Annotated in this window: 10 protein-coding genes; 5 read left to right on the forward strand and 5 right to left on the reverse strand. The window is 70.4% G+C overall.

Annotation, left to right across the window (positions count from 1 at the left end; genetic code table 11):
- Window positions 1–8: 8 nt before the first annotated feature.
- The 4 genes from rocD to ACIA8K_RS24245 form a co-directional block, all read right to left on the reverse strand.
- Window positions 9–1,229, reverse strand: coding sequence for an ornithine--oxo-acid transaminase (gene rocD, locus ACIA8K_RS24230; protein WP_396062903.1), 1,221 nt, complete (start codon window positions 1,227–1,229; stop codon window positions 9–11).
- Window position 1,230: 1 nt separating this feature from the next.
- Entirely contained in the window at window positions 1,231–2,034 is an 804-nt protein-coding gene (gene ddaH, locus ACIA8K_RS24235; RefSeq protein WP_396062905.1) for a dimethylargininase, read from the reverse strand.
- A gap of 254 nt (window positions 2,035–2,288) precedes the next feature.
- Window positions 2,289–2,843 carry a hypothetical protein gene (locus ACIA8K_RS24240; protein WP_396062907.1) on the reverse strand — a complete coding sequence of 185 codons (555 nt, stop codon included), beginning with the start codon at window positions 2,841–2,843 and terminating at the stop codon, window positions 2,289–2,291.
- A gap of 96 nt (window positions 2,844–2,939) precedes the next feature.
- Entirely contained in the window at window positions 2,940–4,745 is a 1,806-nt protein-coding gene (locus ACIA8K_RS24245) for a putative bifunctional diguanylate cyclase/phosphodiesterase (protein ID WP_396062909.1), read from the reverse strand.
- A gap of 183 nt (window positions 4,746–4,928) precedes the next feature.
- On the opposite strand from ACIA8K_RS24245, the gene ACIA8K_RS24250 reads away from it, so the two are divergent.
- The 4 genes from ACIA8K_RS24250 to ACIA8K_RS24265 all read left to right on the forward strand — a co-directional run bounded on the left by ACIA8K_RS24250 (window position 4,929) and on the right by ACIA8K_RS24265 (window position 10,792).
- Entirely contained in the window at window positions 4,929–5,735 is an 807-nt protein-coding gene (locus ACIA8K_RS24250; protein ID WP_396062911.1) for an Fpg/Nei family DNA glycosylase, read from the forward strand.
- A gap of 218 nt (window positions 5,736–5,953) precedes the next feature.
- Window positions 5,954–7,090 carry a glutamate--cysteine ligase gene (locus ACIA8K_RS24255; protein WP_396063169.1) on the forward strand — a complete coding sequence of 379 codons (1,137 nt, stop codon included), beginning with the start codon at window positions 5,954–5,956 and terminating at the stop codon, window positions 7,088–7,090.
- A gap of 7 nt (window positions 7,091–7,097) precedes the next feature.
- Complete coding sequence (locus ACIA8K_RS24260; RefSeq protein WP_396062913.1) at window positions 7,098–8,468, forward strand: FAD-dependent oxidoreductase; 1,371 nt, start codon at window positions 7,098–7,100, stop codon at window positions 8,466–8,468.
- Between the two features lie 1,649 nt (window positions 8,469–10,117).
- Complete coding sequence (locus ACIA8K_RS24265) at window positions 10,118–10,792, forward strand: SEC-C metal-binding domain-containing protein (protein ID WP_396062915.1); 675 nt, start codon at window positions 10,118–10,120, stop codon at window positions 10,790–10,792.
- Window positions 10,793–11,360: 568 nt separating this feature from the next.
- Here ACIA8K_RS24265 and ACIA8K_RS24270 read toward each other — a convergent pair.
- Window positions 11,361–11,690: an ArsR/SmtB family transcription factor gene (locus tag ACIA8K_RS24270; RefSeq protein ID WP_396062917.1), complete on the reverse strand. Its 330-nt coding sequence runs from the start codon at window positions 11,688–11,690 to the stop codon at window positions 11,361–11,363.
- Between the two features lie 238 nt (window positions 11,691–11,928).
- Between ACIA8K_RS24270 and ACIA8K_RS24275 the strand changes: the two genes are divergently transcribed.
- Complete coding sequence (locus ACIA8K_RS24275; RefSeq protein WP_396062919.1) at window positions 11,929–12,300, forward strand: hypothetical protein; 372 nt, start codon at window positions 11,929–11,931, stop codon at window positions 12,298–12,300.
- Window positions 12,301–12,625: the final 325 nt, after the last annotated feature.

Consider the following 12,625-nt stretch of genomic DNA (forward strand, 5'->3'; position numbering starts at 1 on the left):
GGCGATCCTCAGGGGGAGCTGAGGATCGCCGCCAACCGGCCGAGGGCAAAGTCGATCTCGTCCTCCGTGACGGTGAGCGGGGGAGCGAGGCGGATCGTGGAGCCGTGCGTGTCCTTGGCGAGGATGCCCTGCTCAAGGAGGAGTTCGCAGGCACGGCGGCCGGTCATCAGCGCGGGGTCGATGTCCACGCCGGCCCAGAGTCCACGGCCGCGGACCGCGATCACGCCGTTGCCGATCAGGGCGTTCAGGCCGGCGTGCAACCGGGCGCCGAGCGTGGCGGACCGGCGCTGGAACTCGCCGGTGGCCAGCAGCGCGACCACCTCGGTGGCGACCGCGCAGGCAAGCGGGTTTCCCCCGAACGTGGAGCCGTGCTCACCCGGCCGGAGTACGCCGAGCACGTCGGCGCGGCCGGCGACCGCGGAGACCGGCACGATGCCGCCGCCGAGCGCCTTGCCGAGCAGGTAGAGGTCGGGGCGGACGCCCTCGTGGTCGACTGCGAACGTGGTGCCGGTACGGCCCAGGCCGGACTGGATCTCGTCGGCCACGAAGAGCACGTTGCGCTCGGTGCAGAGCGTGCGGAGCCCGGCGAGGTAGCCGGGCGGCGGGACCAGCACGCCGGCCTCGCCCTGAATCGGCTCGATAAGCACCGCGACCGTGTCGTCGGTGATCGCCGCGGCCATCGCGGCCAGGTCGCCGTAGGGGACGACGGTGAAGCCGGGCGTGTACGGCCCGAAGTCGTCCCGTGCGTCCGGGTCGGTGGAGAAGCTGACGATCGTGGTGGTGCGTCCGTGGAAGTTCCCGTCCGCGACGATGATGTGCGCCCGGCCGGCCGGCACGCCCTTGACCCGGTAGCCCCACGCGCGGGACACCTTGATCGCTGTCTCCACCGCTTCCGCGCCGGTGTTCATCGGCAGCACCAGGTCCGCGTGGCACAGTTCGGCGAGCCCTTTGCAGAACGCGGCGAACTGGTCGTGCACGAACGCGCGGCTGGTAAGCGTGAGCCGGTCCAGCTGGGCGTGTGCGGCCGCGATCAGCGTGGGGTGCCGGTGCCCGAAGTTCAGCGCTGAGTATCCGGCGAGGCAGTCCAGGTAGCGGCGGCCGTCGACGTCTGTCACCCAGGCACCCTCGGCCTCGGCGACGACGACCGGCAGCGGGTGGTAGTTGTGCGCGGTCCACCGCTCCGCGTCCGCGAGCGCCTTCGGCGTCAGCGTGAGGTCGTCGACGATCATGTCAGCTCCCGGTACGGATCTCGAGGGTGCAGCACTTGGGCCCGCCACCCGCCTTGCGCAGCTCGGACATGTCCACACCGATCGGCATGAAGCCGCGGTCCGCGAGCCGTTGGGCGAAGTTCCCGGCCTGGATCGGGAGTACGACGTTGCGGCCGTCGCTTACCGCGTTGAGGCCGAGCACCGCGGCGTCGTCCGCGCCGGCCAGGATCGCGTTCGGGAAGAGGCGTCGGAGCACGGCCTGGCTGCCGGGCGTGAACGCATCCGGCAGGTACGCCACGGTCGTCGCGTCAAGCACGCAGAGCGCGGTGTCCAGGTGGTAGAAGCTCGGGTCGACCAGCTGCAGCGAGACGACCGGGCGGCGCAGCGCCTCCTGCGCCTGCAGGTGTGCCGCGTGCGAGGTGCGGAAGCCGGTGCCGGCCAGCAGGAGGTCACCGGCGAGCAGGATGTCGCCCTCGCCCTCGTTCACCGCTTTCGCCTCGACCACGTCGAAGCCGGTCTGCCGGAACCAATTCGCGTAGGCCGGGCCCTCGTCCGCGCGCTCCGGGTTGAGGAACTGCACGGCCAGCACGGTGCCGTCGACGACTGTGGCGCCGTTCGCGGCGAAGACCATGTCGGGCAGGCCGGGGATCGGGTCTATCTCGTCGACCGTGTGCCCGAGGTCCGTGTACACCTGGCGCAGCGCGGTCCACTGGCGGACGGCGAGCTCCGTGTCGTACGGCGCGGTCGGGTCCATCCAGGGGTTTATGGCGTACTCGACCGCGAAGTAGGTCGGGCGGCACATGAGGTAGCGCCGGTGCGAGAACATGGGTGCGGCTCCAGATCGAGGGCGGTTTCTCACCCCGAACGTTATGGCCGCGGCCGTTTACCGTTCCAGCGCTAAAGCTTGCTTGTGGCGGCGATTCATTGCGTCTATCGGCTCGGTGACGACGAAACGTTGCCTGAACAGCTGTGTGGGGGGCGGTGAACCACCGCCCCCCAAGCCCGGCAATCAGGCGAACCGCCCTCTGCCCCCGACAACTCTGGGCGAACCGCTCCAGGTGCCTGGTCTATATATGCCCGTTAGAACCAGTTCGGAAACTGTGCGTCAAGCCACTCTCGCGCCGGGCCGACGGTGCTGGCGTCGGTGCCGAGCCAGGACAGCTCGCCGGAGACGGCCATGATGCCGACGATCAGCGCGGCGGCGCCGACAAGCATGCCGATCAGCGCGTCGAACTTGCCCGACACGTGACGGTGGCGGGTGGCCACGAAACCGGCGGCCGAGGCGAGGAACGCGATCGCGGCGACCGCGATGCCGTACCCGGCGAGCGTGCCGGTCAGCACCAGCGCGGCCGCACCGACGCTGAGTGCCAGGCCGACCGTGGCCATGAAGCTGGTGCGCGGGCGCGGGCCGGTCTCGGCCGGAACCACGACGGGCGGGGCCGGCGGCGCGGGACGCTCGATGACCTCGGTGGTCTTGTCGGTGGAGCTCGTCGCGTAGGGGGTCCGGTCGTCGACCTTGTCGCGCGGGGCGGCGGAGACCGTGTCGCGCGGCGTGACGGCGGGGCGAACCTCGGTCTTCTCGTCGTCGGCCGCGGTCGTCGTGCCGGCCGAGCGGGTGAACGTGGGGAGCCGCACGGTGCACCTCCTGAAGGGATGTGGGGGTTGCACTCTCGATACCCGCCCGCATCGATCGCCACACATCAGCCGTCGTTCATCGAGGGCCCCGCGCTGTCAGACGTTCGTCAACGAGGCGACCAGGTCCTCTATCGGGGCCGGCCGGCCCAGGTGGTAACCCTGTGCATGCTCGACGCCGAGCGCGCGCAGCGCCTCCAGCTGCTCGGCCGTCTCCACGCCCTCCGCGGTCACCCGCAACTGCAGGCCGTGCCCCAGATCGGTGAGCAGCTTGACGACCGTGTGGTCGCGCGGGTTGTCGAGCATCCCGGCCACGAACATCTGGTCGATCTTCATGCCGTGCACGGTGAGCGTGGACAGGTGCCGCAGCGTGGTCGAGCCCGCGCCCATGTCGTCGAGCGTCAGGTGTACGCCGGTCTCGCGCAGCCGCTCCAGCCGGGCGTACGCGCCGGACAGCAGCGTCAGGTCCGCGGTCTCCGGCAGCTCCAGCCGCAGCCGCTCCGGGGGCAGCCCGGTCTCGGCCAGCACGTCGAGCACTGTCACGTCGAACGGCGTAGTAAGCGTACGGGTGGACACGTTCACATTCACCGACGGCGGCGCGGCGTCGCCAAGCCGCTCGGTCAGTGCGACCAGGTCCGCGCAGGCGGTCCGCAACACCCACCGGTCGAGCGCGGGCATCTGGCCGGTGCGTTCCGCGCCGGGCAGGAACCGGTCCGGGGAGAGCCGGCCGAGCCGCGGATGATCCCAGCGGACCAGCGCCTCCACACTCACCACGCTGCGGTCCTCGATCCGCACGATCGGCTGGTAGACCAGGCGCAGCTCGTTGCCGAGGATCGCCTGCCGGACCGAGCGGTCGACCTGCTCCACGTCCTCCGGCAGCCCGGGGCCCACGTCGAGCACCGTGACCACATCGTCGCCACCGGCCTGCTTCGCCCGGTACATCGCCATGTCCGCGGCGCTGAGCACGGACTCCGCGTCCGCGCGCTCGCCGGAGACGGCCACGCCCACGCTCGCCTTGGTCTGCGCGTGGTACGGGATGACCGGGTCGGCCCGCGCGGCCGCGCCCCGGAACCTGTCGCCGATCTCGGAGGCGACCTGCTCCGCCTCCGCGCCCTCGGCCAGCCGGGCGAGCACCGCGAACTCGTCGCCGCCCAGCCGCGCGACCAGCTCGTCGTCCTTCGCGACCGCGGCCAGCCGGTCGGCCAGCGAGGTCAGCACCGCGTCACCCACGTGATGCCCGAACGAGTCGTTGATCTTCTTCATGTGGTCCAGATCGATGAACGCGACCACCACGCGCGGGCCCGGATCCTCCGGGTCGGTGGCGTCGATGCACGCCTCCTCCAGCCGCTCCAGGAAGTGCGCGCGGTTCGCAAGCCCGGTCAGCTCGTCCCGGATGACCTTGGCCGAGAGCCGCTCGGTGAGCGTGTCGAGCAGCAGCGCGGCCGAGACGGAGGTGAGCTTCGTGCCGCCGTCCGAGACGATCACGTCGTCGTAGCGGGCGTCACGCGGGCGGGTGCGCAGACGCTGCGCCGCTGTCAGCACGCTGGTGCCGGCCAACAGCACCAGCGGATGCCAGTCGGTCAGCTCGGCCACCGACTCGCGGCTGGTGAGCGGGCGGCCGTACCCGAACGCGCCGGACATGGTGAGCAGGAACCGCTCCCGCATGACCAGCCCGAGCCGCCCTCCCGGCCCTTCCACCGCGACCGAGGTCAGGCCCGGCTGACCGCGGAACAGCTCGTCAAGCGCCGGGCACGGCGTGTCCGCCGGGATGAGGCGAAGCGTCGAGGCGAGGGTGGCGATGTCGTCGCGGGCCTGCTCGGAGAGCGACTCCGCGGAGGGGAAACGCCGCCGGATGATGTGGGCCCAGCGCCCGACCACCCGGTCACCCGTGAGATTCAGCTCCACCGGTGTCCCCTCGTGCGGGCTGGTCGATCAGGGTGGCCAGCATACCGGCCGGTACAGGCCCGGGTTGATCACCGGAACAGGCTTTTTGCTCCCGCGCGGATTTCCGTCCGAAAGGGTTGGCGCGTGACCTGCGAGTGCGATCGACTGGAGTGACGTATCGCTCAATGGGTATCTTTTCCCACCATGCCCGAGGGACACAGCATTCATCGCCTGGCGCTCGCTCACCGTGCGCTCCTCGCCGGCCGGCCGGTCGAGGTGGACAGTCCGCAGGGGCGGTTCGCGGAGGGGGCGGCGCTTGTCACAGGCCGTGTTCTGGAGGACACCTCCGCGTACGGCAAGCACCTGTTCCATCACTATGCCGGCGACCTGATCGTGCACGTGCACCTCGGGTTGTACGGCAAGTTCGCGACCGGCGCGCCCCCGGTGCCGGCACCGGCCGGGCTGATCCGCATGCGGCTCGCCGGGGACCGCGGCTGGCTGGAACTGCGCGGGCCGACCGCCTGTGCGGTGTTGAATCCGCATGAGGTCGCGCTGATCCACGCACGGCTCGGGCCGGATCCGCTTCGCGACGATGCGGACCCGGCGCCCGCGTACGCGCGGATCGCCCGCAGTGGTGCGCCGCTACTCCAACTGATCATGGATCAATCGGTGCTTGCCGGGCCGGGCCTGATCTACGCCACCGAGGTGCTGTTCCGGGCCGGGCTGCTGCCGACCACGCCCGGGCGGGCGTTGAGCGCGGCCGGGTTCACCGAGATCTGGGAGGACCTGCGCGCGCTGATGAAGGACGGTGTGGCACAGGGACGGATCGACACCGTGCACGTGCGGCACACGCCCGAGGCGATGCGCCGGGCGCCGCGCGTGGACCGGCACGGCGGCGAGGTGTACGTGTACCGGCGCGCCGGCCAGCCCTGCCTGGTCTGCGGGACTGCGGTCGCGAAGGGCACGATGGCCGGCCGGAACACCTACTGGTGCCCGACCTGCCAGAGCTGAGCACGGCCCGGCGGAGGAAGCCTCCGCCGTACCAGCTGATGCCCTTGATTTGAGGTTTGCGGCGTAGCCGCTCCCGAGCGCCGCTAGCGTGATCCGGGAGGGAAGCGCGGCGTGCGGCGGGTTCGGGAAGCTCCCGCCGCCCGCCGACTCCCGGTTACCCCGGAAACCGGGCGGGGCGACCGCTCGACCTGCGAGCGGAGGGCGGACCCGTGACCGCGATGCCGACCGTCAACCTGGACACCGCACCGCCGCAGGCCCCGCCCGGCCTGCTCACGATCGGCGTCGAAGAGGAATATCTACTTCTCGACGCGGTACGTCCCGAGGCCGCGCCGGTCGTCGAGGACGTGATGGACCGGGTCTCGCCGGCGCTGCGCGCGTCAGTCCAGCACGAGTACTTCCGCACCCAGATCGAGGTGGCCGGGCCGCCGGTCGTCGATCTGGCCGAGTTGCGGCGCTCGATGGGCGTGCTGCGCGAGGGCGTGGCGGACGCGGCCGAGGCCGCCGGCGCGCGGCTGGTGGCGATCGGCGCCTGCCCGTTCACCGGCCCCGACTCGCCGGTGGTGGATCAGCCCCGCTATCACCGGATGGCGGAGCGGTTCGGCGCGCTGTCGCCCGGCCACGGGCTCAACGGCATGCACGTGCACGTGGGCGTGGCCGACCGGGAGCTGGCCGTCCAGGTGCTCAACCACGTGCGGCCGTGGCTGCCGGTGCTGCACGCGGTCACCGCCAACTCGCCGTTCTACAGGGGGATCGACACCGGCTATGCGAGCTGGCGGTCGGTGATGTGGGAGCGCTGGCCGTCAGTCGGCCCGACACCGCATCTGGACTCGTACGCGCACTACCGCCACCTGCTCGACGATCTGATCGCGTCCGGCGCGGTGCTCGACGACGCGATGCTCTACTGGTACGCCCGCGTCTCGGCGAAATATCCCACAGTGGAGATCCGGGTCGGCGACGTCTGCCCCTCGCTTGACGACACCATGCTCGTCGCCGCGCTGGTCCGCGCGCTTGTCGGCACCGCGATCGTGGACATCGAGGCCGGCCTGCCCGCACCCGCGGTGAGCCAGCAGCTGCTCGCGGCCGCGCACTGGCGGGCCTCGCACGACGGGCTCGAGGGCCTCGCGGTCGACCTGGTCAACCAGCGCCCGCGCCCGGCCTGGCACCTGCTCCGCCGCCTGGTCGACCTGGTCCGGCCGCAGCTGGAACGGCACGGCGACCTGGAGATCACCACCGTGCTGCTGAGCCGGCTGCGCTCGCACGGCACCGGCGCGGCCCGGCAGCGCGCCGCGTTCGCGAAGAACGGCGCGCTCGACGACGTACTCACGTTGTTGACCACGGCCACCCGCGGGTCATAGTCGACTGGTGACCACGAAACGGCTCATCGTCATCGGCGGCGACGCGGCGGGCATGTCCGCCGCGTCGCAGGCCCGCAAGCGCGTCCCCGCGGACCGGCTGGAGATCGTCGCGTTCGAGCGGGGCGACCACGGGTCGTACTCGGCCTGCGGCATCCCCTACTGGATCGGCGGCCAGGTCAGCGCGCGCGACGACCTGATCGTCCGCACACCCGAGGCGTTCCGCAAGAACCAGGACATCGATCTGCGGGTACGAAGTGAGGTCGTCGCGATTGACCTGGACCACCGCAGCGTGTCGGTGCGGTCCGACTCCGGCGGCTACGACCTCGGCTTCGACCAGCTGATGATCGCCACCGGCGCCACCCCGGTCAGCCCGCCCTGGGCCGACGTGGACTTCGGCGGCGTGTTCGGCGTGCAGACGCTTGACGACGGCGACCGGCTCGCGTCCTGGCTGACGCCGCAGGTGCGGCGCGCGGTCGTGATCGGCGGCGGCTACATCGGTGTGGAGATGGCCGAGGCGATGATCAACCGCGGCCTCGACGTCACACTTCTGGAACGCAGCGCCCAGCCGATGTCGACAGTGGACCCGGACATGGGCACGCTTGTCCGGGACGCGATGGCCGGGCTCGGCATCGACGTGCGCACCGGCGTCACGGTGACCGGCCTGACCGGCGCCGACGGCCGGGTCACCGGCGTTACCACCGAGTCCGGCGAGATCCCGGCGGACGTCGTCGTGCTCGGCCTCGGCGTCCGCCCCAACACGCTGCTGGCCCGCTCCGCCGGGATCGCGGTCGGCGACCACGGCGGCATCCTCACCGACCTGCGCATGCGCGTCCCCGGCCACGAGGACGTCTGGGCCGCCGGCGACTGCGTCGAGACCCGCCAGCTGATCACCGGCGGCCTCGTCCACCTGCCGCTCGGCACGCACGCGAACAAGCAGGGCCGGGTCGCCGGCATCAACATCGGCGGCGGATACGCCACCTTCCCCGGCGCGATCGGCACCGCGGTCACCAAGGTCTGCGAGCTGGAGGTGGCCCGCACCGGCCTGCGCGAACGCGAGGCCGCCTCGGCCGGCTTCGACTACGTCACCGCCACTGTCGAGTCGACAAGCCGCGCCGGCTACTTCCCCGGCGCCGAGCCCATGCACATCAAGCTGATCGCCGAGCGCCGCACCGGCCGCCTCCTCGGCGCCCAGATCGTCGGGCGGTCCGAGGCCGCCAAGCGCATCGACGCGCTCGCGGTAGCGCTCTGGTCCGGCATGACGGTCGAGGAGATGACAGCGCTCGACCTCGGCTACGCCCCGCCCTTCGCCCCGGTCTGGGACCCGGTGCTGATCGCCGCCCGCAAAGCCGCCGAAGCGGTGCACGCCGCCGACGCCTGATCTCTGCCGCTTCCGGCGCGGCTGCCTCGATCCGGCCGCGCCGGAAGCAGCTCAACCGCCTGCTTTTTGCTTCCGGTGTGGTCCGGCAGCGTTTCTGTTGCCCATTCTCGTCCGGCGGTCTGGGGGACCCACGATCGAAGCTGGCTGGGCGTGGTGAGTCGTTTCGGCTGATCGTCGCGCTTGCGGAGCGCGACGGCAGCACGGCCGCCGTCTTGGCAGCTTCGGGGCGAGGGGGCTGTGGGGCGAGGCGGCTGCGGGGCGAGGCCGCTGCGGGGCGAGAGGCTGTGGGGCGAGGGGCTGTGGGGCGAGGCGGCTGCGAGGCAAGGCGGCTGTGGGGCGAAGGGCTGTGGGGCGAGGCGGCTGCGGCCTGGGTGGGTGCAAGGACCGGCACCCAAGCCGCGAGTTCCACGGGTATGCGGGCAGGTCGTGGCACTTCGGCAGGCTTCGTGATCGGGCACCAATGCAGAGCCGCATCGGACTCGAATATGTCACGACACAGCCCACGCTCACGACTCGTCTTATGGAGTGCTGCGGTAGCGGCCTGGTGCGAGCGCCGCGCGCCCGATATTTCATCATATAGGTACCACCTTGCGCGTTCCTCCTGACGCCGGAGGGTCAGTAAGGCCTACGTCAAGATCCTTGCGGCTCTGGCGGCCCTTATCGCGCTCGGATAGGGGCCGTCAGAGCCGCAAGGATCTTGCATCCCGCCAGGTGGACGCGGGATCCCGAACGGGGAACCACTTCCGGGGTCGGGGCGCCCGAGCCGCGGTGGCCCTGGCGCGGCGACACGCGAGAGCCAAGATCGGCTGGCCATTCGGCAAGCTCACGGCTTCGATGCCGGCCCGTGCGACCGCTCAGGCCGAGATCAACCGCCCCTCCCGCTACCTCCGCGGTACCGACCCGTGCGACTGCCCGGACCGTGACTGTTTGGACTGCGACTGTTTGGACTGCGACTGCCCGAGCCGTGTGACTGCGTGGACCGTGACTGCCCGGGCCGTGACTGCCCGAGCCGTGCGACTGCCTGGACCGTGACTGCCCGGGCCGTGACTGCCCGGACCGCAGCCGCCGCTTACGTAGATGGTGACCGTGCTGACCTGCGCGCCGTGAGACCGCCGACCAGCCGGACCGACCCGCCACACTCCTGGCCGCGATACCGCCCTCCGCTCGTGAGGCCCCAGACCGCCGCACGCGAATGGGCAGCAGAGCCAGCGGCGACTCTGCTGCCCAGATCGGGGCGGCGCAGGTGTCGCTTGATCAGACCCAACGCCTGGCGGAAATATCCGGACAAGTCTCCTGCTGCGGGCGCCTCGCCGCTGTCATCTATCGACAATGGCCGATAGATCAACGGCCAGGTGAGGCACGTGCACGTCATTCGCGACGAATAGCGTGCTTACGCCTCACCTGACGCCCTCTACCGTCACCGCTTCCCACATGCCATCCAGATCGCCATCACCCCCGCGTTTGATCTTGTGGCGGGTGCATGACACACAAGGTGACCGCCTGGATGCCCGTCTGCAAGCCACCCGCCCCACGGGGAGCAGATCATCGGCAGGGCCGCCACCAACGGGCAGGTACAGGCACCCACAGCGCGACCAACGGCACGCGCCTACGTGTGCCACGTCGGGGTAGCTTTCGGGTAGTTTGGCCGCATGGTGTCCGCACGCGCATCCCGCCGAGCCCGCATGGACGAGGAGGCCGCGTACTACCCGGATCCGAACGACATCCTGCTCGACATGGGGGCGTCCCTCATCTCCGACGGAGATCTCGACGGTGCTTACGAGATCTACCAGCAGGTGCAGTCGGCAGGTGGTGGGTTCGGCGTGCACGGGACCCTCGGTCTCGCCGAGATCCATCTCGTGCGCGGCGAGCAGGAGCAGGCCGACGCGCTGCTCGGCCGGATGCGCCGAGACCCCGCGCTGGACGCGGAGCACTGCCTGAGCGCCGGTGAGGGCTTCGAGCTGCGCGGTGACCTGGCCAGCGCCGAGCGCTGGCTCAACCGAGGCGCCGCCATGCTCACCGACGACGAACTGGCCGAGGTCGACGACCCGGACGCGCCCTTCTCCGTCGCCGCCATGCTGCTCGGCTCCCGCCGCGAGGTCCGCCGCCAGCTTGGCCGCGAGCCCGACCTGCTCGACGAGCGGGCGTCCGAATATCTGGGTACGCCGCTTGAGCGCTTGCAATACGCGAACCAGATGCTCGACGACCTGATCGAGGAAGAGCACTACGCCGGCTCCCTGTCGGAGCCGAAGGCCCCACCCCGCAACGCCCCCTGCCCTTGCGGCTCCGGCCTGAAGTCCAAGAAGTGCTGCGCCCGCCCAGCGTGATCGCTGCGAGCTGCGACGGCGTTGCCCCACGCTCCACAGTACGGGCTTAACCCCACGCCGTTATTTCACGAAATTTCGGGCACGGCACGGCACGGCACCGTCCGGCGCGGCACGGCGCGGTCCTGCACGGTGCGATCCGGCACGGCACGGTGCGATCCGGCACGGCACGGCACGGCACGGAACGGCGCGGCACGGAACGGCGCGGCGCGGCACCGTCCGGCACGGCACGGCACCGTCCGGCGCGGTCCTGCACGGCGCGGCTCTGCACGGCGCGGCGCGAGCGCCGTGAGCGACCGAGGGCTCGCGGAGCTTCGGCGTCGGTGACCGTCCTTGACCTTGGCTGTTAGATCCGGAACCAGTGCGGTGGCGGAAGGGAAAGTAAGCGTGGTCGCAGGCCTCGTGGGGTGGGGAGGGCCGGTGTACCTGTAACGGACAGCGGGTTTTTGTTGTGAGGGTGACCGGCGGCGGCGCCGGTGCCCGCGGGAGCGTGCGGGCCGGACCACCGCGTAAGTGGGAAGAGCGCCTTGATCGATCTTGGTTTGGTGGCGCCGCGTGGTGAGAACCGGGCCTAGGAGCCGGATCGGAGTTCGACCAGGAGGCCGTCGCGGTCGGCCAGGACCGCGCGGAGGATGTGGCGGCCGGCGGCCAGGAGGTCCGCGACGTGTGGGGTGCTCAGTGCGTACATGACCAGCGGCCCATCACGATAAGTCAGGACAATTCCGGCGCGGCGGAGGACGGCGAGCTGCTGGGAAAGGCTTGACGCCTCGACGTGGATTTCGGCAAGCAGGTGGCGGACGGGCTTGGGGCCGTCCTGGAGGAGCTCCAGGACACGGATCCGGACCGGGTGGCCGAGGGTCCGGAACATCTCGGCCTTCGCCTGGTAGAGCGGCACCGACACGCGGGTACCCGCCTCGCTTGAGAGCCTGCTTGAGGGTTTGCGTAGTTGCAGAAGTGTGCAACTCGCGGCTTCTGACAGCCGAAGCTTGTGACAGTGCGTGGAATCTCAGTCGCACATTCTGTGCGACTCGTGTGCGTCGCTCCGGCGCATTGTCGTAACCCGTACCCGGCTCACGTGCGTCTGCGGTTGCCGGACTCTTCGGCCTTCTTCCCAACGGAGCCCTCACGGAGGCAACGCAATGCCAGACATGGATGTCGCACTGAAGGACGCGATGCAGATCGACGGGGCGATCGGGGTGGCGCTCGTCGACTACACCAGCGGAATGGCGCTGGGGATCGCGGGTGGCACGAAGGACTTCGATCTGACTGTCGCGGCGGCCGGGAACACGGATGTGGTCCGGGCGAAGCTTCGCGCGATGGAGATGCTGCAACTGCGCGACGAGATCGAGGACATTCTGGTCACGCTTGGGGAGCAGTACCACCTGATTCGCCCGTTGAAGGCGCGTTCGGGCAAGGGACTGTTCCTCTACCTGGCGCTCAGCAAGTCGCGTGCGAACCTGGCGCTGGCCCGCCACCAGCTGCGGCGCATAGAAGAGGCGATCGACGTCTGATGCCGATGCCCGGTGGGCGTCCCCCGGCCGGGGCGCCCACCGCCGGGCCCGCGACGAGCAGGTAAAGGCGATCACTCAGAGTAGTGATCGCCTTCTTGTATGCATGAAGAGTCGCAAATCTACCGATCGATGTGTCGGGATTCCGACGCAAGCCAGAGACCTTCCACAAGGGAGTAAATGCGGAGCGCGTCGGTCTCGTCACGCGCAATGGAAAACCACCTCCCCCCTCTATCTCCCGTTGTGCAACGAGGGATGATGTCCCGGTCGCACGTGAGAATCGGGAAGGGCCGCCGGGATGTTCTCGTCGAAAAACACGCCATGCGCA

It is taken from the genome of Catenuloplanes sp. NPDC051500 (assembly GCF_044454585.1).
Classification (GTDB): domain Bacteria; phylum Actinomycetota; class Actinomycetes; order Mycobacteriales; family Micromonosporaceae; genus Catenuloplanes.

Coding starts and splice junctions, on each gene's coding strand:
- rocD (WP_396062903.1), bottom strand. CDS start 1,229: ATGATCGTCGACGACCTCACGCTGACGCCGAAGGCGCTCGCGGACGCG.
- ACIA8K_RS24255 (WP_396063169.1), top strand. CDS start 5,954: ATGCCGACCGTCAACCTGGACACCGCACCGCCGCAGGCCCCGCCCGGC.
- ACIA8K_RS24275 (WP_396062919.1), top strand. CDS start 11,929: ATGCCAGACATGGATGTCGCACTGAAGGACGCGATGCAGATCGACGGG.
- ACIA8K_RS24265 (WP_396062915.1), top strand. CDS start 10,118: ATGGTGTCCGCACGCGCATCCCGCCGAGCCCGCATGGACGAGGAGGCC.
- ACIA8K_RS24250 (WP_396062911.1), top strand. CDS start 4,929: ATGCCCGAGGGACACAGCATTCATCGCCTGGCGCTCGCTCACCGTGCG.
- ddaH (WP_396062905.1), bottom strand. CDS start 2,034: ATGTTCTCGCACCGGCGCTACCTCATGTGCCGCCCGACCTACTTCGCG.